This is a genomic window from Kitasatospora sp. NPDC101176, assembly GCF_044768035.1.
Taxonomy (GTDB): domain Bacteria; phylum Actinomycetota; class Actinomycetes; order Streptomycetales; family Streptomycetaceae; genus Kitasatospora.
The window spans coordinates 15,305-38,093 of record NZ_JBIWPA010000046.1; the positions used below are offsets into that span (position 1 = coordinate 15,305).

The following is a 22,789-nucleotide window of genomic DNA, read 5'->3' on the forward strand; positions in this document are numbered from 1 at the left end:
CCTCGACCCGGCCCGCCCCGCGTGGCAGCATCGGCGGCGGGGGCGGACGGACGGCGAGGAGCTGGCGGTGGCGCACGACGTCGACGTGCTGGTGGTGGGCGGCGGGATCGTCGGCCTGGCCACGGCGTACGCGCTGACCCGGGCCCGACCGGGCCTGCGACTGGCGGTGCTGGAGAAGGAGCCCGGCTTCGCCGCGCACCAGACCGGCCGCAACAGCGGGGTGATCCACAGCGGCGTCTACTACCGCCCCGGCTCGTACAAGGCCCGCTACGCGGTGACGGGCGCCGCCGAACTGGTGGCGTTCTGCCGGGAGCAGGGCGTCCGGCACGAGGTCACCGGCAAGCTGATCGTGGCCACCGACGAACGGGAGCTGCCCCGGCTGGCCGCGCTGGCCGGACGCGGTCGGGCGAACGGCATCCCGGTCACCGAGCTGGACCGGGCCGGGATCACCCGGTACGAACCGGAGGTCACCGGACTGGCCGGGCTACACGTCGGCACCACCGGCATCTGCGACTTCCCCGCCGTCGCGATCGCCTACGCCCGGCTCGCCCGGGAGGCCGGCGCCCGGCTGCTCCCCGGCTGCGAGCTCCGCGCCGTGCACCGCCGGGCGGACGGCGTGACGGTGCGGACCTCCGACGGTGAGCTGCGCTGCCGGGTGCTGGTGAACTGCGCCGGGCTGCACAGCGACCGGATCGCCCGGCTGGCCGGCGACGACCCCGGTGTGCGGATCGTGCCGTTCCGCGGCGAGTACCACGAACTGGCCGAGGGCCGACGGGGCCTGGTGCGCGGCCTGGTCTACCCGGTGCCCGACCCGGCCTTCCCGTTCCTGGGCGTGCACCTCACCCGGGGCGTCGACGGCGGCGTGCACGTCGGCCCGAACGCGGTGCCCGCCCTCGCCCGCGAGGGGTACGACTGGCGCACCGTCCGGCCGCGCGACCTGGCCGGCACGCTGGCCTTCCCCGGTGCCTGGCGGATCGCCCGGCGGCACTGGCGGTACGAGCTGGGCGAGTTGCACCGCTCGCTGTCCAAGCGGGCGTTCACCGAAGCCGTCCGGCGGCTGCTGCCCGCCGTCACCGCCGAGGACCTGGTGCCGGCCGGCGCCGGCGTGCGGGCCCAGGCCGTCGCCCGGGACGGCTCGCTGCTGGACGACTTCGCCTTCGCCGGCTTCGACCCGGCCGACCCGCGCTCCCCGCGCCGGACGGTGCACGTGCTGAACGCGCCCTCCCCCGCCGCGACGGCCTCGCTGCCGATCGGCCGCGAGGTGGCCCGCCGCGCGCTGGCCGCGCTGGAGGCCGGCGGATGAGCCGCGTCACAGGCCCCGCCGGGCGCCGCCGGCGGCCCCGTAGACTCGGGTGATTGTGACTGCCACCGCCCCGATCCCCCAGCCCTCGCCGTCCGCCCGGCTGTCCGCCGCGCCGGCCGGCTACCCCGCGCCGATGTACCCGCACAAGGCCACCGAGGCCCAGCACCGCGAGCGGCGCATCCGCAGCTTCCAGCCGCGCCGGGGCCGGATGACCAACGCCCAGGCGGGCGCCCTGGACCGGGGCTGGGAGACGTACGGCATACCGATCGACGGCAGCCCGCTCGACCTGCGGCAGCTGTTCGGCGGGCTGCCGGTCACCCTGGAGATCGGCTTCGGCATGGGCGAGACCACCGCCGCCATGGCCGCCGCCGACCCGTCGGCGGGCATCCTCGCCGCCGACGTCCACACCCCCGGCCACGGCAACCTGCTGGGCATGCTGGAGCGCGACGGGTCGCAGAACGTCCGGCTGGCCGCCGGTGACGCCGTGATCCTGCTGCGCGACATGCTGCCGGACGCCTCGCTGGCCGGCCTGCGGGTCTACTTCGCCGACCCGTGGCCCAAGCCCAAGCACCACAAGCGGCGGCTGGTCCAGCCGTCCTTCCTGGACCTCGTGCTGCCCCGGCTCGCACCCGGCGCCCTGGTGCACTGCGCGACGGACTGGGAGCCGTACGCGGAGCAGATGCTCGCCGTGCTGTCCGACTCCCCGGAGCTGGAGAACCTGCACCCCGAGGGCGACGGCACCGGCTGGCTGGAGCCCGCGGACCACCCGGACGGCAGCGTCCCGGGCTACGCGCCGCGACCGGACTGGCGCCCGGTCACCAAGTTCGAGCGGGCCGGACTGGCCAAGGGCCACGTCGTCCACGACCTGCTGTTCCGCCGCCGCTGAACCCCCGCCAGGCATTCGAACAGGCCACCGCACGCTGACCGTTCGGGCGCGCCCCGGACGGACGACTCGTCCCGAGTCCTCCCGACCCGGGGGTGCGGTGGCCTACCCTGTGCCGCATGGGCAGTCCGTCCGGCGGCGGGTCCCGGGCCACCGTCCAGGCCGCCGCCGACGCACCGGAGACCGGCCCGCGCACCGGAGACACCCGGACCATCCCGGGGCCCCGGAAGCGTAGGGCCCGGCGTCCGCTGTCCCGGCCGAACGCCCCGTTCCCCACGACCCCGGCCCCGCCGCCCCGGCGCGGGCGGTCGGTGGCGCTCTCCTCGGTCACCGCGACCGCCGTGCTCACCCTGGTCGGCTGCGGGGTGCTGATCCTGCACCTCGTCCAGCGGCAGACCGGCACCGTCGGGCTGCTGGTCGGGATCGGCCTCGCGATGGTGCCGCTGCCGTTCGTGCTCGGCGCCCTGGCCTGGCTCAACCTGACCGCCCGGGTGCCGCTGCGGCACACCGTGTTCTGCCTCGGCTGGGGCGCCTGCGCGGCCACCACCGTCGCCATCCTCGCCAACAACTGGACCGCCAGCTACCTCACCGCCCACCAGGGCGCGCTCGGCGAGCTGCTCGGCGCCGGCATCGCCACCCCGGTGATCGAGGAGACCGCCAAGGCCACCGCCCTGCTGGTGCTGCTGCTGCCGCTCGGCCAGCGGCTGCGCTGCCACGGCCGGCGCACCGGGCGGCCCTGCGACCCGCTGCTGCGCCGCCTGCCGGCGGCCCGGGTCCCCCGGCCCCACCCGCACCACCCGGCCGCCCCCGGCCGGCTCCGGCTGCGCCCGTACCTGCGCCCGCTGCCGTACCTGTGCCCGGCCCCGGCCTCCGGCACCGGCCCGCACCGCCGCTCACGGCCGCGCACCCTGGCCGCCGGGGTGGTGCTCGGCGGGATGACCGCCTGCGGCTTCGCCTTCACCGAGAACGCCCTCTACCTGGGCCGGGCCTTCACCAGCGACCAGCGGCAGCGGCTGGACAGCATCGGCCTCGGCGACCCGCCCAGCCTGCGCGACTTCGACAGCACCGTGCAGACCTTCGTGCTGCGGGCGCTGCTCTCCCCCTTCGCGCACCCGCTGTTCACCGCGCTCACCGGGATCGGCCTGGCCGTCGCCCTCACCAGCGGCCGGCGGTGGCTCTCCCGGCTGGCCGCGCCGCTCGGGCTGCTCTCCGCGATGGCCCTGCACGGCACCTGGAACGCCGCCGCCGACCTCGGGACGGACGGCTTCCTGGTGGTCTACGGCGTGCTGATGGTGCCGTGCTTCGCCGCGCTGGTCTGCTTCGCCGCCTGGGCCCGGGCCCGGACCACCCGGCACGCGTCGCGCCGGGGACCGGAGCCCGGCGGGGGGCGTGCCGGCCGGGCCGCCCGGACCGTCTGAGGGGGGTTCCCCTCCGGGCCGCCCGCGAGGGGCCGCCGGAGAAGCGATTTCCCATCGCGGCGACTTCCCCGTATTGTTGGGTTCACCGACGCGGGGTGGAGCAGCTCGGTAGCTCGCTGGGCTCATAACCCAGAGGTCGCAGGTTCAAATCCTGTCCCCGCTACTCAGTAGCACGAAAGGCCCGGAGGATCCGTCCTCCGGGCCTTTCGCGTTCCCCGGGCAAAGCGAGGCCACGGTCCTGCCACGAAGCTGTAACGGGGGCCCGTTCCAAGATCTGCTGTCCGTGGCCTCGACCATACTGAGGAAAAATTCATCCAGTTGGGGGCGGCCGGGCCGCGCCCGGATTAGGAAGCACCTCATGCTGTCGAAGCGCCTGGCCAGCACCGCCGCGATCTGCCTGCTCCTGGCGGCGGGCACCGCCGCATGCGGCGACAACAAGGGCGACAACAAGGGCGACGCCAAGACCGGCGCGGGCGCCGCGGCGGCCCCGCAGAAGCTCGACACCGACAAGCTGAGCGCGCAGGACATCGAGAAGCAGGCCAAGGACGCCCTCGCCGGCGCCACCTCCCTCAAGATCGCCGGCTCGATCGTCGACGAGGACGGCAAGACCGAGTTCAACCTGGCCGTGGACACCAAGGGCCAGTGCAACGGCACCATGTCCGCCGGGGACAAGGGCCAGTTCGAGATCATCAGCGACGGCAAGACCACCTACGTCAAGCCCGACAAGGCGTTCTGGACCAACCTCGGCGGCCCGAACGGCGCCCAGGCCGCGGAGCTGTTCAAGGGCCGCTACCTGACCGGTCCGGCCACCGACCCGAAGATGCAGTCGCTCGCCTCCGTCTGCAACCTCGCCGAGTTCAGCAAGAAGATCGTCGAGGACGACGGCTCGGACGGCAAGGCCGAGAAGGGCTCCGCCGGCACCGTCAACGGCGTGAAGACCTTCAGCCTCAAGGTCACCGACACCAAGGGCGAGGTCTCCACCATCCACGTCGCCACCGAGGGCAAGCCGTACCCCGTCCGGATCGAGCACACCGGCGCCAAGGACGGCAACGGCAGCGTCGACTTCAGCGACTTCGACAAGCCGATCACCGTCCAGGCCCCGCCGGCCGACAACACCATCGACTTCTCCAAGTTCGAGAACCAGATCAAGTCCGCCTGACCGGGCGCGGCCACCGCCCTGCGGACGCCCGGACGGTGGCCGCGAATAATCCGTTGCCCTCCCCGCGGTGGGCTGCCTATCGTGGCGGCACACTGAAAGGAGGTGATCCTGAGTTGAGTTCCTTCAGGATGCGTGAGGTGGCTGCTCGCTAGAGCCGCCCCTGCCTGCGCAGGGAGAGGCCCGAGGCCTCCGGCAGGCGAAATCCACAGCAGTCACCCGGCCCGCGGGCTCACCGGAACATCCCCGGTGCCTCGGCGCCCGGCCAGTGCACGGGCCGGCGCGGAGGAGCAGCCCGCGGGCTGTCTGCTGTCCGGAGGCGTCCGCACCACCCCCACCCCCCGATGTCACCCCCGCGGATCCGCGCCCGCCCGCGTCGTACCCGGGCCTCCCCCGGGTCGTTCCCGGGGTGGGGCCGCGGCGCTAGAGTCGGCGCGGGGTTCCGGACCGGAGCGGCGCGGACACAGGGGGTGGGCGGCGATGACGAAGGCGCGGCAGCGGGGCGGCACGGCGGCCCTGCGGACGGCCCGGTGGGCCGCCACCGGGGTGCTGGCCGGGACGGGCCTGCTCGGACTGCTGCTGTTCTCGCTCGGGCGGGAGCACGGCTGGCAGGCCCTCGGCGGCGGCCTGGTGGTGACCGGCGCCTCCGCGGTGCTCGGCGGTGCGCTGGGCTTCCTGTTCGGGGTGCCGCGGGTGCGCGGCGGCGGCACCGGCGAGCCGCAGGGCTCGTACGCGCCGAACACCAACCTGGAGCAGGTGTCCGACTGGCTGACCAAGGTCCTGCTGGGCGTCGGGCTGACCCAGCTCGGCTCGCTCGGCGAACGGCTGCACCAGCTCGGCGCCGCGCTCTCGCCGGCGCTCGGCGGGGGCGAGGGCGCCGCCCCCTTCGCCGCGGCGCTGGTGCTGTACTTCCTGGTCTTCGGCTTCCTGGCCGGCTGGCTGGTCACCCGGCTCGCGCTGCCGCAGGTGCTGACCGACGCCGACCAGGCCCTCGACCTCTTCCTCGCCGGGCAGGACCGCGACCGCAAGGGCGACAAGGTGGGCGCCGACGACCTGCGGGTCCGCGCGATGCAGCAGCTCGGGCTGCTGGGCGGCAGCGCGGAACAGCCGGCCGCGCTGGCCGGACAGCTGCCGCCCGCCGCCTCCCCCTCGGCCGGGCCGGACGGCGTGGTGGCCGAGGTCCGCTCGACCGCGCGCCGCTCCGCGCTCACCTCCGACCAGGTGCGGGACCTCTACGCGGACGGGTCCGAGGGCCGGCGGATCCAGGCCCTCGCGCTGATGCAGGGCGACCCGTCGCTCGCCCACCTGCCGAGCGTGCTGGACGCGATCGAGCGCCCGCGCTCGGGCTTCGAGCAGTACCACGCGCTGCTGGCCGCCCGCGGCCTGCTCTCCCGGCTGCCCGGCCCCGAGGCGCAGCGGCTGCGGGACGCGGTGGCCGGGCAGCTGATGCTGCCGGACGGGATCCCGTACGGGTCGGACCGCAGCTGGCTGGCCGAGAAGATACTGTCCCGGCTCGGGCCGGCGGCCTTCGTCCCAGCCCAGTCGGGCGGCGCCCAGGCGGTGCCGTCCCCGGATCCGGCCGGTGTTCCCGGTCCGCTCCCGGATCCGGCCGCGGCACCCGGGCCGGTGCCGGTGCCCGGTCCGGCCGCGGCGCCGGATCCGGGCTCGACCGGCGCTCCCTAGGACCCGTCCCGGGCGGCCCGGCGGCGGTGGTCGGCGGCCCGCAGCACCAGGAGGCGGCGGGTCCGGCCGTCCTCGGCGCGGGGGAAGCGGCGGATCTCGCTGGCGATGCAGCGCTCGCCGAGCGCGCGGCGCAGCGGGTCGAGGTGGCCGCAGCGGCGGCCGTGGCCGTCGTGCAGCGGCTGGACCCGGACCTCGCCGTCCGGGGAGGTGACCCGGACGAGTTCGGCCAGTGCGGCCACCTGCCCTTCGATGCCGAACCGTTCGGGGTAGGCGAAGAGCAGGTAGGCGCTCAGGGTGAGGGCGAAGGAGCCGTCGGCGAAGGGCAGCCGGGGCAGTGCGGCGGCCACGTAGCGCTGCGGGTGCGCGGCCGCGTCGGCGGTGAAGAGCCGGCGGGCGCGGTCCCAGCTGCGCAGGTAGCGCTCGGAGCGGTAGGGGTGCGGCGCCGGGTACAGGTGGGGCCGGGCGGCCATCGCCGCGGCCATCGAGGCCCGGGCGGCCAGCGCGTGGGCGGCGACCTCGGGGGCGGGGAGCACGTAGGCCGGGTCGGCGGCGATCACCCGGCAGCCCAGTTCGCGCGCTTCGGCGGCCAGCCCGGCCGCACCGCCGGGGCAGTCAAGCAACGGGCCGGGAAGGGCGGCGAGTTGGGACCGGGTGAGGTCGAACAGAGCGCAGTACTCGTCCAGTGGCCGGGAGGTGACGAGGACGGCGGCGTCCACCGCGACCGGGGCCTCGGCGGCCGGCCGGGCGGCGGGCCCGGCCCCGGTGCCCCGGTCGGCGGAGGTGCGTACGGCGGCCACCCGGCCATCGGAACACGCGGCGGCCCCGCCCGCATCCGGGGGTCTCCGGACGGGGGCGGGGCCGGTGTCGGCATCCGGGGGTCGGCGGGCGGGGGTCGGCGGCCGGGCGGGGGTCAGCCGGCGAGCAGGCTCCGGGCGGCGGACCGGTTCACGGCGGTCAGGCCGCGGACCAGCTGCGCGGTGAGCAGGACGAGCAGCACGCCGGCCAGCGAGAAGGCGGCGATCTGCCAGGCCCCCTCGACGTAGTAGACGTGCCGGACGTGGTCGCTGTCGGAGAAGTCGAAGAGCCGGTAGCCGCGCCAGTCGGTGAAGGTCGGGAACACCCAGTGGTACGCCGGGTAAAGCGCCATCGCCCAGCCGAGCAGCAGGAACGTCGTCGTCATGGTGAAGCTGAAGACCGCCCACGGGAACATCACCACCTGGTGGAGCGCGGCCTTCCAGCCGGCCGGGTCGGCCAGCCGCGCGGTGATCGCGCCCCAGGTGCCCGGGCGGACCTGGCGCACCGGCTCCGGCTCGGGGACGTCCAGGCCCAGCATGCCGCGGGCGCGGGCCCGCTCCGTCCGGCCCAGGCCCCGGGCGGCGGTGGTCAGGCCGGCCAGCACGGGCAGGCCGAGGACGGTGACGACGGTGCCGAGCCCCAGGCAGAACAGGGTGATCACGAGGGAGAAGCCGACGACGGCCACCGGCAGGCCGGTGAGCGCGTAGCCGATCTCGCGGTAGTACTGCCCGGAGAACGGCGCCCGCCAGAAGGACGGCACCGACCCGGGCCGGCTGGAGCGGGCGGGGGTGCGGTACGGGTCGTCGCCGTAACCGCCGAGGACGTCCCAGTCGCGCTCCTGCATGCTTCGGCTGCTGCTCATGTCCCGGCCTCGGTCCCTCGTTCTCGGTTGCTGACCCGGCCAGTCTGGTCGAGCGGGCGGTGCGGAACGATCCGGGGACCCGGCGGATCGGGGGTGGGGTTAACCCCCCGGTCCGGGAGCGCGCTCAGCCGGGCGGGTCACCCGGCCGGGCCGGCCCACTCCCCGGTGGTCAGCGCGTACCGGTGCGCGCCGGACCGGACGCCGCCCCCGGGCGGGTCGTGTCGGACCGGCCCCTGCGCCCGGAACCCGAGCCGGGTGAGCACCGCGGCGGAGGCCCGGTTGTCCACGTCGACCCGGGCGGTGAGGCGGCGCAGGCCGAGGGCGCCGAAGGCCAGCCCGCAGAGCAGGCCGACGATCTCGCCCGCGTGACCGCGTCCGCGGGCCCCGCGGCCGACCGCGTAGCCGAGCTCGGCGCAGCGGCCGGTGCCCAGGGTCAGGGAGGCGTGGGCGATCGGGGTGGCGTCCGCCGGGTCCTCGGCGTCCTCGCGCCGGGTGACGGCGAGCTGGTACGTCCGCCGTTCCCGCGCGAGCGCCTCCTCCAGGTAGAGCTCGATCTGGTCGGCGCAGGTCTCGCGGTCCCAGGTGTCGAACGGGAGGTACCGGGTGACCTCCGGGTCGCCGAACAGCGCGTGCAGCGCGTCCACGTCCCCGGGGGTGTGGTGGTACTCGCGGATGGCCAGCCGGGAGCCGGTGAGTCGTACGGGGACCATGGCTGGCGACCCTACCCCCGGCCAGCGGTTACCGTTCGGGCTATGAACGACGAAGACCTGCGGCTCGCCCCGCGCACCAGGGCCGCCGACCTGCTCGCCTGGGCGGCGGCGGAGGGCCGCGCCCCGGTGGCCGAGGGGCCGCTGCGAGCCGTCCTGGCCCTGCTGGAGCTGGGCGGGGGCAGGATGCACGACGGCTGGCCCGAGCTGACCTCGAACGCGGTGGAGCACCTGCTCTACGAGCGTCTCCACCTCTACGTCCAGCCCGGGCCGGAGACGGACCCGCTGGCGTACGGCGCCGCGGTCGAGCTGCTGGTGGACCACCAGCGGGCGGCCCGGCGGCTGAACGCCAAGCGGCAGGAGCGGCTGCACGCCGAGGCCGAGTGGCAGGGCGAGGTCGCGGCCGGACTGCTGCGCCGGGCCGACCTGGTGACCTGGCCCCGGCTGTACGCGCTGCTGCTGCACGCGTACGAGGTGGACGTCGCGGACCCGGCGGCGGTGCGGGCCTGGCTGGACGGCTTCCGGGAGCTGGCGGAGGAGGAGCGGCTGGCCGCGATCGCCGCGCTGGTCCCGACCGGCTGGCTGGACGAGCTGGACGAGCAGGGCTGGGGGCCGGCCCGGGTGCTGTCAGTCGGCATGGCGACGGACGGCGCGCGCCGGCTGCTGGAGCAGGGGCTGATGCGGCGCAGCTACCGCAACCTGGCGGAGCTGACCGCCGCGGGCCGGCCGATGCCGGACGAACTGTCCGGGGAATTCGGGGAGTTCGAGGAGGCTGCGGCGCAGGCCGCGCTCGACCTGTGCGGCGCGTGGACCGTCCCGGGGCTGGCGCGGCTGCTGCTGGAGGAGTTCCCGGACCTCGCACCGGAGCCGGGGCAGGAGGAGATCGACGCCTACCTGGCGGGGCTGCCGCAGGAGTAGCCGCCCGCGGGGCGCCGTGCCGGAGCCCCGGCCGCACGCGTGCGGCCGGGGCTCCGGTCCGTTCGGGTCCGCCGCGGTCGGCGGGGGCCGGCGGGGGCCGGCGGGTGCCGGCTCAGCGGGGGCCGGCGGGAGGATCGGCTCAGGGGGTGAGGCCGCGCTGCTCCAGCCAGGTCTCCGGGTCGACCGGGGCGCCGCCGCCGGGGCGGACCTCCAGGTGCAGGTGGGGGCCGGTGACGTTGCCGGTGGCGCCGACCTTGCCGATCTGCTGGCCGGAGGTGACCTTGCCGGAGCCCTTGATGATCGAGGAGAGGTGGCAGTACCAGATCTCGGTGCCGTCGGGCAGGGTCTCGACGATCCGGTAGCCGTACGAACCGGACCAGCCGGCCGAGGTGATGGTGCCCTGGCCGACCGCGAAGACCGGGGTCCCGGTGTCGGCGGCGAAGTCCAGACCGGTGTGCAGGTGCGCCCAGTAGCGGGCGCTCTGGCCGTAGTGGGCGGAGAGGTTGTAGTCCTTCACCGGCAGGGTGAGGGCGGCGGCCTTGGCCCGCTCGGCCTCCTCGGCGGCCCGCTTGGCCTCGGCCTCCTTGGCGGCGGCCTTGGCCTCGGCCTCCTGGGCGGCCTGGACGCGGGCGCCCTCCTCGGCGGCGGTGCGCTGGCTGTCGGCCTGCTGCTGGATCCGGGCGGCGAGCGCGAGCCCGGGGTCGGCGGAGAGGGCGACCGGGGTCTCGTCGGGGGCCTCGACGGCGGGCGCGGCGGCCGGGGTGGCGGAGGCGAAGCCGGTGGCGCCCAGGGTGGCCGCGACGGCGGTGACGCCGAGCAGCGGGGAGGCTCCGCGGGTCTGACGCGGCATCCGGTGCCGGTTGGCGTCGGCTTCCGGGGCGGGGTGCTCCAGGTCGGCCATGCCGGGGTGGTCGAGGAGCCGGGTACCGGCTGCGGGGCCGGCCGGGTGTGCCGGGGTGTGCGTCGACGCCACGGAGGCGCGCTCCTTTCCTTCCTTCGCGCCTACCGGGTTAGCTGACGGGTTCGGAGCAGGAAGGTCTCCTACGGCCGGGCCTGGGCCCCGCCGATTCACCCCAAGGAACGTGGTTCCCCGGCTCCCTGGCCTGCCCGGAGGCCGGCCGGCGGGATTAGGCGACGGCGCACGGTGCCGTCTGGGTACGGCGTTGACGACCGCGCTGCGTTATCAAACGTTAATCCTAGGGCGCCCCGATTCCAAGCCGTCCGCCCGGGACGACCGGAGATGGCCGGGGCACTCTGGTAGGTGATGGTGGGTTTTGTCCCCGTTGACCGGCATTGAGCCGCTCGACGTGATCGAACGTCAGCGAACGACCCCCCATCTGAGTACGCCTACTCATGTGCGGACCGATCACCCCGCCGCATCCTGACGCCATGAACGCACCGATGCAGTCCCGCACCACGGCCGCGTACTACATCCAGGCCGTGCTCTCCTTCGCGCTGTCCGGCGGAGCCCTCGCCGTCGGGATCGCCTACCTGCCGGTCGGCGGCTGGACCCGCGCCTTCCTGGCGATCGGGCTCCTCTACACCGTCACCTCGTCCTTCACGCTCGCCAAGGTGGTCCGGGACCGGCAGGAGACCAACGAGATCGTCACCCGGGTGGACCAGGCCCGACTGGAGAAACTCCTCAGCGAGCACGACCCGTTCAAGGTCGACGGGGTCTGAGCGGGCACCGCGGGACCCCGGGGGCGGACGGCGCCGAGGGCTTGACGGCTAAGGCTATTAGCCTTAGCTTTATGGCTATCGGCAGACGTCGACAACCCGCAGCGGCGGTCCCAGGAGGCCCACCATGAACGCCACCAGCGCCACCAGCACCCAGTACCTCGACGTCCCCGGCGGGCGCATCGCCTACGACGACACCCGGCAGGGCGACGGCGCCCCCGTCGTCCTGCTCCCCGGGATGCTCGACACCCGCGCCGCCTACCGGCACCTGCACCCGCTGCTGACCGCCGCCGGCCACCGCGTCATCACCATGGACCTGCGCGGCTTCGGCGAGTCCTCGATCGTCTGGGACGACTACTCCCCCGCCGCCATCGCCACCGACGTCCTGGCCCTGCTGAACCACCTCGGCATCGAACGCGCCGTGCTCGTCGGCAACTCCTACACCGGCGCGACCGTCGTCAAGGTCGCCGGTGACGCCCCGCAGCGGGTCGCCGGGATCGCCCTGATCGACGCCTTCGTCGAGAACCCCCCGGCCAACGCCCTCATGCGCGGCGTCGTCCGCGCGATGGGCGCCCTGATCGTCCACTGGCCGGCCTTCTGGGGCTTCTACCACCGCAAGCTCGCCTTCCCCGGGGCCAGGCCCGCCGACTTCGACGCCTACGTCGACGGACTCGTCGCCGCCATGCGCACCCCGGGCCGCCGGACGGCCACCCGCGGACACGTCTCCGGCGACTCCGCGCCGATCGGCTGGACCGCCGCCGTCCGCTGCCCCGCGCTCGTCGTCATGGGCGGCAAGGACCCCGACTTCCCCGACCCGGAGGCCGTCGCCGACCGGCAGACCGCGGCGCTCGGCGCCCGGAAGGTCATGATCGAGGGATCCGGCCACTACCCGATGGCCGACGCCCCGGAGGCCACCGCCGACGCCCTGCTGCCCTTCCTCGCCGAGCTCGCCTGACGCCTGACGCCCGGCCCCGGCCGCGGGCCCGCTCGCCCGAGCCCGGTCCGCCCCGCGCCGCCCGGGCCCGCCCCGTCCGTCCGCCCCGTCCACGGAGAGACCGCACCATGCCCCGAGTAGGACTGACCCCCGACCAGGTCGTCGGCCACGCCCTCGCCCTCATCGACGAACAGGGCCCCGAAGCCCTCACCCTGGCCGCCGTCGCGGCCCGGGCCGGGGTCGCCACCCCCTCGCTCTACAAGCACGTCAGCGGCGGGCTCGCCGAGCTGCGCCGGCTGCTCGCCGTCCGGGTCACCGAGGAGCTCGCGGACCGGCTGGCCGAGGCCGCCGTCGGCCGCAGCGGGGACGACGCCGTCGCCGCCGTCCTGCGCGCCTACCACGCGTACGCCGCCGAGCACCCGCACCGCTACGCCGCGCTGCCCCAGGCCCCGCAGCCCGACGACGACCTCTCCCGCGCGGCGGCCCGGCTGGTGGGCGTGATCATCGCCGTCCTCCGGGAGTACGGCCTCGACGGCCCGGAGGTGATCCACGCGGCGCGCACCGTCCGCTCCGTCGCCCACGGCTTCGCCTCGCTCTCCATCGCCGGCGCCTTCCAGCTCGCCGAAGACCTCACCACCACCCACGACCGGCTGATCAGCACCCTCACCACCGGCCTGCGCTCCTGGCCCTCGGCCTGAGCCCGCCGCCGGGGAGCCGACCGGCCAGGGCCCGCGGCGGGGAGGGCGGGAGCACCGGTGCCGGTGGGGCTGCGGGGACGCCGTTCACCCGCTTCAGCACCCACTTGAGAAATAAGGTATTAAGAATTAAGTGCCCCTCCGGGCACCCAAAGGGCACCCAAAGGGCACCCACCACCCTCCTCGGAACGGAAAGGCCGGGTATCCGATGGACCTGACCTCGCCGTGGCTCCCCCCGTCCGAGGACGACAGCCGGACGCAGCCCAGCAGTCCGGGCGGCCGCAGCGCCATGCGCTGCGTGCGCTTACTGCTCTCCTGCACCACCGCCGCCGAGCTGCTCGGCACCGTCCTCGCCGAGGGCCCCGGCTGGATCACCGGCGAGGGTTCCGCGCTCTACCTGCTGGACCCGGCCGGAATGCTCCGGCTGACGGCCTCGCACGGCCTGCCGGACTGGGCCCACGAGCGGTACAGCACCGTCGACCCGGCCGGCGACCTCCCCGCCGCGATGGCGCTGCGGCTGCGCCGCCCCTACCTGCTCACCCCCGAGCACACCAGCGTCGACTACCCGAACCGGAACGCCGGCATGGGTACCGGGATGGTCGCCGTGATCACCCTGCCGATGATCGTCGACGAGCGGCCGGTCGGCGTGCTCGCCCTGGCGCTGGCCCACCGGGGCACCGTCCCCCGCCGCGACCTGGACGTCCTGGAGACCATCGGCGACGCCTGCGCCCACCGGCTGTCCCACCTGCTCGACCACGCGGACGCCCGGCGCCCGCAGGGCCCCGCGCCGGCCCCCGAGGACTCCGGCCGGCCCGCCGGCCTGGCCCACCCGATGCTGTCACTGGCCGTCCGGGCCGCCGGGCACGGCGCCTTCGAGCGCGACCTCGTCACCGGGGAGAGCTACTGGGACGCCGAGGCGTTCCGGATCACCGGCCAGCCGGCCGCCCCGGACGGCGCCGCCCCGGAACTGGACCGGATCGTCCACCCCGAGGACCTGCCGGACGTCCAGGCGGCGGTCGCCGAGGCACTCGCCACCGGCGGGCGGTACCGGATCGCGTACCGGGTGCTGCGCGGGGGCGGCCGGGCGGCCAGCATCGAGGAGACCGGCGAGGTGATGCTGGACGTCCACGGCCGCCCCGTCCGGATCGCCGGGCTGTTCGCCGACCGCGAGCACGGCCGCAGGCCCGGGCGGGAGCGCCCGGAGGAGCCCGCGGGTGCTCCCGCCGGCCCCGGCTCGCCCACCGCCCCCGCCGGCGCCGCGCCCGACACGGCCCGCCGCGACGCCCCGGCCACCGCCCGGACCGCCCTGCTGCTGGCACTCACCCGCGCCCTGTCCCGGGCGGTGACCGTCCGGGACGTCACCACCACCGTCACCGACGTCGCCCGACCGGCCTTCGGCGCCGCCAGCATCGTGCTGGACCTGGTGGACGAGGGCCGGCTGCTGCCCGTCTCGCACACCGTGTACGGGGGCCCGCGCCGCACCGAACTGACCCGGCTCGCGGACCTCTCCGAGGGCGTGATGCAGCACGCGCTGACCCGCTCCGCCCCGCTGTTCAGCGAACCCGGCGCGGCCCGCGGCCAGCGCGGCCCGCTGACCCCGGCCGCCTGGGCGGTGCTGCCGCTGATCGCCTCCGGGCGGCAGGTGGGCTCCTGCCTGATCACCTTCGCCACCGAGCGCGCCTTCAGCCGGGAGGACCGCACCCTGTACTCGGCCTTCGCCGGGATCCTGGCGCAGTCCCTGGAGCGGGCCCGGCTGTACGACACCCACCACCACCGGGCCACCGAGCTGCAGCGCGCGATGCTCCCGCGCACGCTGCCCCGGCTGCCCGGGATCGCCAGTGCCGCCCGCTACCTGCCGAGCACCGAGGGCATGCAGATCGGCGGCGACTGGTACGACCTGCTCCGGCTGCCGGACGGGCGGATCGGGCTGGTGATCGGCGACGTCCAGGGCCACAACGCCGAGGCGACGGCGGTGATGGGCCAGCTGCGCAGCGGTCTGCGCGCGTACGCGACGGACGGGCACGACCCGGCCGCCACACTGGCCCGGACCAGCCGGCTGCTGGCCGAGCTGGACACCGACCTGTTCGCGACCTGCCTCTACCTGACCCTGGACCCGGCCGACGGGGCGCTGACCGCCGCCCGGGCCGGGCACCCGCCGCCGGTCCGGGTCGCGGACGCCCGGGCCGTCGAGCTGGACGTGCCGGGCGGGCCGCCGCTGGGCGTGGACCCGGGGCAGCCGTACCCGCTCACGGTCGGCCGGCTGGCGGTCGGCGAGACGCTGCTGGCCTACACCGACGGACTGGTCGAGGACCGCGAGGAGGACTACGACGAGTCGGTGCAGCGGATGCTCGGCGGGCTGGAACTGTGGGCCCGCCGGACCGGCCCGGACCGGATCGGCGCGGCGCCCGCGCTCGAACGGCTGGCGGACCTGCTGACCCTGAACGTGACCGAGCGGCGGTCCCGGCCGGACGACGTGGCCCTGCTGCTCCTGCACCGGACGTCGCCCCTTCCGTAACACCGTGCACACGTTCCCCCCACATCACCGGACGCGACTCGGCCATTCGCGACCCGCTCCGGGCCCGGCCCCACGAGCACCCCAGCGGGACTGATCGCCCCCGGGCGCCCCGATCGCGTCCGAACGACGCCGGTTTGACGCCGTATTGACTGGATATTGACGAGATCCGGTCACTTGGCGAGATCCGTTCACACCTTCGTAGGATCATCACCCTAGAATTCGCCGCGTGACGATGACTCAGTGGTGCGCAACGGCAACCGGCGTGCTCGCCGTCCTCGCCCTCGTGGCCGCCGCGCGGTACCGCGCCGTGTCCGTCACCCACCGCCGCCGCGCCGACCGGCTGCGGCGCGACCTCGCCCGGCTCCGGGAGGAACTCGGCACCGAACTCTCCCGGCGCGGAGCCGACCTGGCCGCCGTCCAGCAGGAGCAGGAGCACACCGCCTCCACCCAGCGGGCCTTCCTCAGCGTGGCCCGCCGCATCCTCGTCATGGCCCACGACCAGCAGGCCCTGCTCGACGAGATGGAACGCACCCACGACGACCCGGCACTGCTGGAGGGCCTGCTCAAGGCGGACCACGCCGCGGCCCAACAGGCCAGGCTCGCCCAGACCCTGGCCGTCCTGTGCGGGGCCCGGGCCGGCCGCCACTGGCCCGAACCGGTCTCCCTGGAGGACGTCGTGCGCGGCGCCCAGTCGCGGATCCTGCCGTTCCAGCGGGTGGTCGTCCGCAGCCGTATCGAGACCGCCGTCGTCGGCGCCGCCGCCGAGGCCCTGATCCACGCCGTCGCCGAGCTGCTGGACAACGCCACCCGCTACTCCCCGCCCAGCACCCAGGTGTTCGTCACCCTGATGCCGGTGCACAACGGCGCCGTCATCGAGATCGACGACGGCGGCGTCGGCATGCCGGAGCAGGCCGTCGCCAAGGCCGCCGACGCCCTGGCCGGCGGCAGCACCCTGGAGGTCTCCCGGCTGGGCGAGGTGCCGCAGCTGGGCCTCGCCGCCGTCGGCCGCCTCGCCGAGCAGTACGGCTTCCGGGTCACCCTCAGCTCGGCGCCGTCCCCGTACGGCGGCGTCCGGGTCGTCGTACTGCTGCCGAACGCCCTGCTCACCGAACCGCTGCCGCCCACCGTCCCCGGCCTCGGACCGGACGACCGGGCGTTCACCGCCGACCCCCGCCCGGCCGGCCACCCCGCCGACCACCCCCTGGTGGAGGCGCCGCCGGCCGGCCGACCCCCCGCAGCCGCGGACACCCCGCCGCCGCTGCCCCGCCGGAGCCACCGGCGCGACCGCGCCGCCCGCCCCGCCCAGCACGCCTCTCCCCCGCCCCCGCCCGCCCCGCCGCACCGCTCGGCCCGGGACGCGCAGGCGTTCATGGCGATGTTCCAGGCCGGCACCGCCAGCGGCCGATCGGCCGCCCGCGCCCAGGCCCAGCCCGACCCTTCCCTGCCCGCCTCCCCCCGACTTCCCCAGCGCTCCGGAGAGTTCCATGACCACCACCCCTGACCTCGGCTGGCTGCTCGCCGACATCGTCAACGTCCCGCAGGTCCAGCACGCCGTCGTCGTCTCCAACGACGGCCTGGAGATCGGGCGCAGCACGAACATCGCGCGGGAGGACGCCGAACGGCTCGCCGCCGCCTGCTCCGGGCTGCAGTCGCTGGCCCGCGGCGTGGCCGTCGGGTTCGGCGGGCCGGCCAGCGCCACCCGGCAGATCATCATCGAGTACGGCGGCGGCTACCTGTTCATCGTCGCCGCCGGTGCCGGGGCGCACCTGGCCGTGGTGACCGGCGAGGCCGTGGACGCCGGCCTGGTCGCGTACCAGATGCAGGTCCTGGTCGAGCGGATCGGCAGCCACCTCACCAGCCCGCCGCGCGTCGACCACGCGGCGGGGGGGCACCGGTGAGCGGGCCGGTCCGGCCCTACGTCATCACCGGCGGCCGCAGCCGGCCCACCCGGGCCGAGCTGGCCGTCGAGAGCCTGGTCAGCGCGTTAGCCGACCCGCCGGAGCTCCCCGAGCACGCACTGCTCAACCGGGAGCACCGGCGCATCCTGGCGCTCTGCCACAGCCTGCTGTCCATCGCCGAGGTGGCGGCCCACCTGGGGCTGCCGCTCGGCGTCGTCAAGGTCCTGGTCGGCGACCTCTGGGACCTCGGCGCCGTGCAGGTGCTCCCGCCCGTCCCGCAGGCCGAACGCCTGCCCGCAACCCTCCTGGAAGAGGTGCTCGTTGGCCTCCGCCAACTCCGCTGAAGCCGGGGCCGCCCCCGGGACGACCGGGGCCCACGGCTCCACCGACGGCCGGTCCGGCGGGCCGCGGTACCTGCCGCCCTCCGTCCAGGGCGCGGTCAAGATCCTGGTCACCGGCCCGTTCGGGGTCGGCAAGACCACGCTGGTCGGGTCGCTCAGCGAGATCACCCCGCTGCGCACCGAGGAGACCATGACCGCCGCCAGCAGCGGCGTGGACGACCTCACCGGGCGCGCCGGCAAGACCACCACCACGGTCGCGCTGGACTTCGGCCGGATCACGCTCAACCCGCGGCTCGCGCTGTACCTGTTCGGCACGCCCGGACAGCAGCGGTTCTGGCCCCTCTGGGACGACCTGTCGCGCGGCGCGCTCGGCGCCGTCGCGATGGTCGACCTGCGCCGCCCCGACGAGAGCTTCGACGTGCTCGGCCGCCTCGAGGAGCAGCGCATCCCCTTCGCCGTCGCGGTCAACACCTTCCCGGACACCCCGAGTTACCCCGAGGTCGAGCTGCGCTCGGCGCTCGACCTGCTGCCGGAGGTCCCGATCCTGTACTGCGACGCCCGCGACCGGCGGCAGTCCTACGACCTGCTGATCGACTTCGTCGACCACCTGCACCGCAGCTCGATCCTGGAGCTGCAGGGATGACCGCCCCCGATCCCGGCACCGCCTCCCCCGGCTGCCCGGTCGCGCACGGCGGCGGCCTGCCCGCCGGCGTCCCGCTGACCCCGCTGTACGGCCCCGCCGTCGCCGAGGACCCGCACGGCCTCTACGACCGGCTGCGCCGGCGCCACGGCCCCGTCGCCCCCATCGAGCTGGAGCCCGGCGTCGAGGCCTGGCTCGTCCTCGGCTACCCCGAGCTGCTCGAACTCACCCGGAACGAGGCGCTGTTCTCCAAGGACTCGCGCCGCTGGCGGGTGCCCGCCGAGGGCCGGCTGGCCGCCGACTCCCGACTGCTGCCGATGACCTCCTGGCGCCCCACCCTGCTCAACCTGGACGGCGCCGAGCACCAGCGGCTGCGCGCCGCGGTCTCGGACACCCTCGCCCAGATCGACCACCGGAAGCTGCGCGAGACCACCGAGGCCTGCGCCAACGACCTCATCGACAGCTGGGGCCCGGACGGCACCGCCGACCTGATCTCCCAGTACGCCCGCCCGCTGCCGCTGCTGGTCTTCACCCAGCTGGTCGGCCTGCCGCGCGAGGCCGGGCCCCGACTGGTCGAGCTGATCAGCCACTTCGTGGACAGCGGCCCCGAGTCGGTGCGCGCCAGCGCCGAGTTCCAGGCGATCCTGGTCGACCTGGTCCGCCGCCGCCGCAGCGCCCCCAGCGCCGACCTGACCTCCTGGCTGCTCGCCCACCCGGCCGCGCTGACCGACGAGGAGGCCGTGCACCACCTGGTGGTGATGATGGTCGCGGGCAACGAGACCTCCATCAACTGGACCGGCAACACGCTGCGGCTGCTGCTCACCGACCGCCGCTTCCGGGCCACCCTCACCGGCGGGCGGCTCACCGTCTCCGACGCGCTGGAGGAGGTGCTCTGGCGCGACCCGCCGACGCAGAACTTCCCCGGCCGCTGGGCCACCGGGGACACCGTCCTCGGCGGCCAGTACATCAGCGCCGGCGACATGCTGGTGCTCGGCCTGGCCGCGGCCAACGCCGACCCGGCCGCCCAGGGCCTCGCCTCCGCCGCGCAGGGCTCGCTCGGCGGCAACCGGGCGCACCTCGCCTGGGGCGCCGGCCGGCACGTCTGCCCGGCCCAGCACCCCGCCCGGATCATCGTCGAGACCACCGTCGAGACCCTGCTGCACCGCCTGCCGGACCTCCAGCTCGCCGTCCCGCCCGCCGACCTGGCCTGGCGCCCGTCCCCGTGGTCCCGGGCCCTGCTCGGCCTGCCGGTGCTCTACAGCGCCTTCACCCCGCCCCGCCCGCCAGCCCCCGAGAGGCCCGCATGGACACCACCGTCGACGGCACCACACCCGGCCGCGGAGCCGAGCCCGTCCGGCTCGACCCCTTCGGACGCGACCAGCACGCCGAGAACGCCCGGCTCCGGGCGGCCGGCCCCGCGGTCCTGGTGGAGCTCCCTGGCGGGGTGGTGGTCTGGGCGATAACCCACCACGACACCCTGCAGGCGCTGCTCGCCGACCCCCGGGTGGGCAAGAACGCCCAGCTCTGGACGACCTTCCGGGAGGGACGGCTGCCGCCGGGCTGGCCGCTGCTCAACTTCGTCACCGTGCCCGGCATGGTCACCGCCGACGGCGAGGACCACCGCCGTCTGCGCGGCCTGGTCAGCCAGGCCTTCACCCCGCGCCGGATCGCCGACCTGGCACCCGCGATCGAGGCCCGCACCGTCGCCCTGCTCGACGCCGTCGCCGAACTGGACGGCCCGTTCGACCTGCGCGAGCATTTCGCCTACCCGCTGCCGATGCAGGTGATCGGCGAACTGCTCGGCCTGGCGCTGGAGCAGCAGGACGCGCTGCACGAGCTGTCCGACACGCTGGTCTCCAGCTCGGCCACCCCGGAGGCCGCGATCGCCGCGCAGCAGGGCCTGTTCGCGCTGCTGGGCGCGGTGGTGGCGGCCAAGCGGGCCGAGCCCGGCGACGACCTGACCACCGACCTGATAGCCGCCCGCGAGAGCGGGGACCGGCTCAGCGAGGCCGAACTGGTCGGCACCCTGCTGCTGATGCTGGTCGCCGGGCACGAGACCACGCTCAACCTGATCACCAACGCCGTCCGGGCGCTGCTCGCCCACCCCGACCAGCTGCGCCTGGTGCTCGACGGCGAGCAGCCCTGGTCGGCGGTGGTCGAGGAGACGCTGCGCTACGACTCGCCGGTCGGCCAGTTCCCGCTGCGCTACGCGACCGAGGACATCGAGGTCGGGGACGTGGTGATCCGGCGCGGCGAGGCGCTGCTCGCCTCCTACGCGGCGGCCGGCCGGGACGCCGGGCACCACCCGGACGCCGACCGCTTCGACCTCACCCGGCAGCCCAACCGCCACCTCTCGCTCGGCCACGGCCCGCACTTCTGCCTCGGCTCCGGGCTGGCCCGGCTGGAGGCGGAGACCGCGCTGCGGCACCTGTTCGGGCGGTTCCCCGGGCTGACCCTGGCCGAGGGCGCCGAACCGGAGCCGATCACCTCGTTCGTCAGCAACAGCGTGCGGACCCTGAGGGTGACGGTCTGAGCCGCCCGGTTACCTGAGGCGGCCCGGGTCGTTCGGCAGTGCATGAAGAAACTCGCCACCCTGGCCGCCCTCACCATGGCGGGCCTCGCGCTCGCCGCACCGGCGGCGTCCGCCACCACCCAGACCGCGAGCTCCCCGGACGCCACCGGGGGCCTCACCGACGGCCTCAACCTCTCCCCGGCCGACCTCGCCATCCACGCCGCCGGCAAGCTGCCGGTGGTCGGGCACACCGCCCAGGAGGTGGAGGCGGTCGGCACCAACCAGATGAGCCACCCGGGCCTCAGCGGGCAGATCGGCTGACGCCGCCGGGCCGGCCGGACGCCCCCGTCCGCCCGGCCGGCCCGCCGCCCGCGGGGTGCCGCCGTGGCCGGTCCGGCGGGATCCCGCCGGACCGGCCCCGTACTACGGGCGCTGCCTGGAGAGCTCGTTGAGTTCCGGGTAGGTCAGGCCCCCGTCGAGCGCGGCGTAGGTGCCCGTCCCGTAGACCTCCTCGGCGGCCCGGCGGACCGCCGCGTACGCCGCCTTGAACAGACCGGGGCCGAGGCTGATCCGGGCCACGCCGAGCTCCGCCAGTTCGGCGACCGACGGGGAGCCCGGTCCGGCCAGCACGTTCAGCGGGGCGGGCACCGCCGCGACCAGGGCCGCGATGGTGGCCCGGTCGGCCACGCCGGGCACGAAGACGCCGTCCGCGCCCGCCGCGACGTACGCCCGCAGCCGGCGCACCGCCTCGTCCAGCCGGCCCTCCGGTGCGCCCAGGCCGCGCAGGAAGACGTCGGTGCGCGCGTTGACGAAGGCCGGGACGCCCGCCGCGTCGGCGGCCGCCCGGGCGGCGGCGATCCGCTCGGCGGCGTCCTCGGCGGTGCGCTCCTCGTCCTCCAGGTTCACCCCGACCGCGCCGGTCGCCAGCAGGGCGGTGACGCTCCCGCCGACCCCGGCGGCCGTCTCCGCGTAGCCGGCCTCCAGGTCGGCGGTGACCGGCAGGCCGACCGCGCGGACCACCTGGGCGGTCCGCGCCAGCACCTCGTCCCGGTCGGCGCCGCCGCCGTCCGGGCTGCCCAGCGACCAGCAGACGCCCGCACTGGCCGTCGCCACCGCGCGGGCCCCGGCGGCGGCCACCAGCCGGGCGCTCGCCGCGTCCCAGGCGTTGGCCAGCACCAGCGGGTCGCCGGGGCGGTGCAGTTCCCGGAGCAGCCGGGCCTTCTCCTGCCGGTCCTTCGCGTCCACGGCGGTCACGTGCGCGGTCCTCACTTCGCGGCCGGGCTGAGGCGGGTGGCCACGCCGATCCGGTTCCAGGCGTTGATGGTGGCGATCAGCGCGATCAGCTGGGCCAGCTCGGTCTCGTCGAACTGCGCGGCGGCCTCGTCGTACACCTCGTCCGGCACGTGGCCCGGGACCAGCATGGTGACCGACTCGGTGAGGGCCAGCGCGGCGCGCTCCCGGGCGGTGAACCAGGGGGTCTCGCGCCAGGCCGGGAGGGAGAGCAGGCGGTGGTCGCGCTCGCCGTTCTTCACGGCGTCGGTGGAGTGCATGTCGATGCAGAAGGCGCAGCCGTTGAGCATCGAGGCGTGCACCTTGACCAGCTCGGCGAGCACCGGCTCCAGACCCTGCCGGGAGGCGCGGTCCACGGCGGCCATGGCCCGGTAGAACTCGGGGGCCAGGGTCGGCAGGGAGAGGCGCGGGGCGGGAGCCGGGACGTAGGCGTCGGACGGGGTGTCGGTGGTCGTCATGACAGCCAGCCTAGGGAGCCGGTGGCCCGTTTCCCTGGTGCATTCGGGCTGCGGATCCTTGGGCCACTTCGGCCCGCTGGCCGGCCCCGCCGAGTCTGCCACGG

General features: G+C 75.6%; 22 protein-coding genes, 1 tRNA gene and 1 riboswitch. Of the genes, 17 read left to right on the forward strand and 6 right to left on the reverse strand.

The window, feature by feature from the left end; translation table 11 throughout:
* Nucleotides 1-67 precede the first annotated feature (67 nt).
* From lhgO to ACIRS1_RS36635, 6 genes are all read left to right on the forward strand, one after another.
* Nucleotides 68-1,303, forward strand: a complete 1,236-nt coding sequence (gene lhgO, locus ACIRS1_RS36610; RefSeq protein ID WP_387907575.1) for an L-2-hydroxyglutarate oxidase — start codon at nucleotides 68-70, stop codon at nucleotides 1,301-1,303.
* Between the two features lie 55 nt (nucleotides 1,304-1,358).
* Nucleotides 1,359-2,189, forward strand: coding sequence for a tRNA (guanosine(46)-N7)-methyltransferase TrmB (trmB, locus tag ACIRS1_RS36615; RefSeq protein WP_360218576.1), 831 nt, complete (start codon nucleotides 1,359-1,361; stop codon nucleotides 2,187-2,189).
* 116 nt (nucleotides 2,190-2,305) lie between these two features.
* Entirely contained in the window at nucleotides 2,306-3,604 is a 1,299-nt protein-coding gene (locus tag ACIRS1_RS36620; protein ID WP_402846824.1) for a PrsW family intramembrane metalloprotease, read from the forward strand.
* An 89-nt stretch (nucleotides 3,605-3,693) separates the two neighbouring features.
* Nucleotides 3,694-3,767 (forward strand) — tRNA-Met (locus ACIRS1_RS36625).
* Nucleotides 3,768-3,962: 195 nt separating this feature from the next.
* Nucleotides 3,963-4,763, forward strand: coding sequence for a hypothetical protein (locus ACIRS1_RS36630; protein ID WP_402846826.1), 801 nt, complete (start codon nucleotides 3,963-3,965; stop codon nucleotides 4,761-4,763).
* Nucleotides 4,764-5,240: 477 nt separating this feature from the next.
* On the forward strand, nucleotides 5,241-6,443 hold the full coding sequence (locus ACIRS1_RS36635) for a hypothetical protein (RefSeq protein ID WP_402846827.1): 1,203 nt from the start codon (nucleotides 5,241-5,243) through the stop codon (nucleotides 6,441-6,443).
* Here ACIRS1_RS36635 and ACIRS1_RS36640 read toward each other — a convergent pair.
* From ACIRS1_RS36640 to ACIRS1_RS36650, 3 genes are all read right to left on the reverse strand, one after another.
* Nucleotides 6,440-7,240 carry a class I SAM-dependent methyltransferase gene (locus ACIRS1_RS36640; RefSeq protein ID WP_402846829.1) on the reverse strand — a complete coding sequence of 267 codons (801 nt, stop codon included), beginning with the start codon at nucleotides 7,238-7,240 and terminating at the stop codon, nucleotides 6,440-6,442. The genes ACIRS1_RS36635 and ACIRS1_RS36640 overlap by 4 nt on opposite strands.
* A gap of 113 nt (nucleotides 7,241-7,353) precedes the next feature.
* The gene (locus tag ACIRS1_RS36645) at nucleotides 7,354-8,100 is read right to left on the reverse strand and encodes a sensor domain-containing protein (protein WP_360218560.1); all 747 of its coding nucleotides are present in this window, start codon (nucleotides 8,098-8,100) and stop codon (nucleotides 7,354-7,356) included.
* 137 nt (nucleotides 8,101-8,237) lie between these two features.
* The gene (locus ACIRS1_RS36650) at nucleotides 8,238-8,810 is read right to left on the reverse strand and encodes a GNAT family N-acetyltransferase (RefSeq protein WP_402846832.1); all 573 of its coding nucleotides are present in this window, start codon (nucleotides 8,808-8,810) and stop codon (nucleotides 8,238-8,240) included.
* A 42-nt stretch (nucleotides 8,811-8,852) separates the two neighbouring features.
* Here ACIRS1_RS36650 and ACIRS1_RS36655 point away from each other — a divergent pair, with 42 nt between their 5' ends.
* Complete coding sequence (locus ACIRS1_RS36655) at nucleotides 8,853-9,725, forward strand: hypothetical protein (RefSeq protein WP_402846834.1); 873 nt, start codon at nucleotides 8,853-8,855, stop codon at nucleotides 9,723-9,725.
* A 139-nt stretch (nucleotides 9,726-9,864) separates the two neighbouring features.
* Here ACIRS1_RS36655 and ACIRS1_RS36660 read toward each other — a convergent pair whose 3' ends face one another.
* Entirely contained in the window at nucleotides 9,865-10,698 is an 834-nt protein-coding gene (locus ACIRS1_RS36660) for a M23 family metallopeptidase (RefSeq protein WP_402846836.1), read from the reverse strand.
* A 12-nt stretch (nucleotides 10,699-10,710) separates the two neighbouring features.
* A riboswitch (cyclic di-AMP (ydaO/yuaA leader) is annotated at nucleotides 10,711-10,869 on the reverse strand.
* Between the two features lie 245 nt (nucleotides 10,870-11,114).
* Between ACIRS1_RS36660 and ACIRS1_RS36665 the strand changes: the two genes are divergently transcribed.
* From ACIRS1_RS36665 to ACIRS1_RS36710, 10 genes are all read left to right on the forward strand, one after another.
* The gene (locus tag ACIRS1_RS36665) at nucleotides 11,115-11,405 is read left to right on the forward strand and encodes a YiaA/YiaB family inner membrane protein (protein WP_360218549.1); all 291 of its coding nucleotides are present in this window, start codon (nucleotides 11,115-11,117) and stop codon (nucleotides 11,403-11,405) included.
* Between the two features lie 124 nt (nucleotides 11,406-11,529).
* Nucleotides 11,530-12,357 (forward strand): alpha/beta fold hydrolase, encoded by an 828-nt coding sequence (locus ACIRS1_RS36670; protein WP_402846838.1) that lies wholly within the window; start codon nucleotides 11,530-11,532, stop codon nucleotides 12,355-12,357.
* 107 nt (nucleotides 12,358-12,464) lie between these two features.
* Complete coding sequence (locus tag ACIRS1_RS36675) at nucleotides 12,465-13,034, forward strand: TetR/AcrR family transcriptional regulator (protein WP_387907548.1); 570 nt, start codon at nucleotides 12,465-12,467, stop codon at nucleotides 13,032-13,034.
* Nucleotides 13,035-13,239: 205 nt separating this feature from the next.
* Nucleotides 13,240-15,546, forward strand: a complete 2,307-nt coding sequence (locus tag ACIRS1_RS36680; RefSeq protein ID WP_402846841.1) for a SpoIIE family protein phosphatase — start codon at nucleotides 13,240-13,242, stop codon at nucleotides 15,544-15,546.
* Nucleotides 15,547-15,778: 232 nt separating this feature from the next.
* Nucleotides 15,779-17,047, forward strand: a complete 1,269-nt coding sequence (locus ACIRS1_RS36685) for a sensor histidine kinase (protein WP_360218611.1) — start codon at nucleotides 15,779-15,781, stop codon at nucleotides 17,045-17,047.
* A complete protein-coding gene (locus tag ACIRS1_RS36690) occupies nucleotides 17,031-17,444 on the forward strand; it encodes a roadblock/LC7 domain-containing protein (RefSeq protein ID WP_360218537.1) in 414 nt (137 codons plus the stop codon). Before ACIRS1_RS36685 ends, ACIRS1_RS36690 begins: the two co-directional genes overlap by 17 nt.
* Complete coding sequence (locus tag ACIRS1_RS36695) at nucleotides 17,441-17,788, forward strand: DUF742 domain-containing protein (RefSeq protein ID WP_360218534.1); 348 nt, start codon at nucleotides 17,441-17,443, stop codon at nucleotides 17,786-17,788. The genes ACIRS1_RS36690 and ACIRS1_RS36695 overlap by 4 nt, the downstream gene beginning before the upstream one ends.
* Nucleotides 17,766-18,428 carry a GTP-binding protein gene (locus tag ACIRS1_RS36700; RefSeq protein WP_402846844.1) on the forward strand — a complete coding sequence of 221 codons (663 nt, stop codon included), beginning with the start codon at nucleotides 17,766-17,768 and terminating at the stop codon, nucleotides 18,426-18,428. The genes ACIRS1_RS36695 and ACIRS1_RS36700 overlap by 23 nt, the downstream gene beginning before the upstream one ends.
* 1,300 nt (nucleotides 18,429-19,728) lie before the next feature.
* Nucleotides 19,729-20,958 (forward strand): cytochrome P450, encoded by a 1,230-nt coding sequence (locus ACIRS1_RS36705; protein WP_402846846.1) that lies wholly within the window; start codon nucleotides 19,729-19,731, stop codon nucleotides 20,956-20,958.
* Nucleotides 20,959-21,000: 42 nt separating this feature from the next.
* Nucleotides 21,001-21,258 (forward strand): hypothetical protein, encoded by a 258-nt coding sequence (locus ACIRS1_RS36710; RefSeq protein ID WP_360218528.1) that lies wholly within the window; start codon nucleotides 21,001-21,003, stop codon nucleotides 21,256-21,258.
* 102 nt (nucleotides 21,259-21,360) lie between these two features.
* On the opposite strand, the gene ACIRS1_RS36715 is transcribed toward ACIRS1_RS36710, so the two are convergent.
* Both ACIRS1_RS36715 and ACIRS1_RS36720 read right to left on the reverse strand, forming a co-directional pair.
* A complete protein-coding gene (locus ACIRS1_RS36715; protein ID WP_402846848.1) occupies nucleotides 21,361-22,206 on the reverse strand; it encodes an isocitrate lyase/phosphoenolpyruvate mutase family protein in 846 nt (281 codons plus the stop codon).
* On the reverse strand, nucleotides 22,203-22,685 hold the full coding sequence (locus ACIRS1_RS36720; protein ID WP_402846850.1) for a carboxymuconolactone decarboxylase family protein: 483 nt from the start codon (nucleotides 22,683-22,685) through the stop codon (nucleotides 22,203-22,205). The genes ACIRS1_RS36715 and ACIRS1_RS36720 overlap by 4 nt, the downstream gene beginning before the upstream one ends.
* Nucleotides 22,686-22,789: the final 104 nt, after the last annotated feature.

Bases quoted from the DNA above. Each gene is read 5' to 3' on its own strand.
- ACIRS1_RS36635 (WP_402846827.1), top strand. From the start codon at position 5,241: ATGACGAAGGCGCGGCAGCGGGGCGGCACGGCGGCCCTGCGGACGGCC.
- ACIRS1_RS36710 (WP_360218528.1), top strand. From the start codon at position 21,001: ATGAAGAAACTCGCCACCCTGGCCGCCCTCACCATGGCGGGCCTCGCG.
- ACIRS1_RS36670 (WP_402846838.1), top strand. From the start codon at position 11,530: ATGAACGCCACCAGCGCCACCAGCACCCAGTACCTCGACGTCCCCGGC.
- ACIRS1_RS36690 (WP_360218537.1), top strand. From the start codon at position 17,031: ATGACCACCACCCCTGACCTCGGCTGGCTGCTCGCCGACATCGTCAAC.
- ACIRS1_RS36675 (WP_387907548.1), top strand. From the start codon at position 12,465: ATGCCCCGAGTAGGACTGACCCCCGACCAGGTCGTCGGCCACGCCCTC.
- ACIRS1_RS36665 (WP_360218549.1), top strand. From the start codon at position 11,115: ATGAACGCACCGATGCAGTCCCGCACCACGGCCGCGTACTACATCCAG.
- ACIRS1_RS36705 (WP_402846846.1), top strand. From the start codon at position 19,729: ATGGACACCACCGTCGACGGCACCACACCCGGCCGCGGAGCCGAGCCC.
- ACIRS1_RS36655 (WP_402846834.1), top strand. From the start codon at position 8,853: ATGAACGACGAAGACCTGCGGCTCGCCCCGCGCACCAGGGCCGCCGAC.
- ACIRS1_RS36620 (WP_402846824.1), top strand. From the start codon at position 2,306: ATGGGCAGTCCGTCCGGCGGCGGGTCCCGGGCCACCGTCCAGGCCGCC.
- ACIRS1_RS36685 (WP_360218611.1), top strand. From the start codon at position 15,779: ATGACTCAGTGGTGCGCAACGGCAACCGGCGTGCTCGCCGTCCTCGCC.
- ACIRS1_RS36720 (WP_402846850.1), bottom strand. From the start codon at position 22,685: ATGACGACCACCGACACCCCGTCCGACGCCTACGTCCCGGCTCCCGCC.
- ACIRS1_RS36645 (WP_360218560.1), bottom strand. From the start codon at position 8,100: ATGAGCAGCAGCCGAAGCATGCAGGAGCGCGACTGGGACGTCCTCGGC.
- ACIRS1_RS36680 (WP_402846841.1), top strand. From the start codon at position 13,240: ATGGACCTGACCTCGCCGTGGCTCCCCCCGTCCGAGGACGACAGCCGG.
- ACIRS1_RS36650 (WP_402846832.1), bottom strand. From the start codon at position 8,810: ATGGTCCCCGTACGACTCACCGGCTCCCGGCTGGCCATCCGCGAGTAC.
- ACIRS1_RS36630 (WP_402846826.1), top strand. From the start codon at position 3,963: ATGCTGTCGAAGCGCCTGGCCAGCACCGCCGCGATCTGCCTGCTCCTG.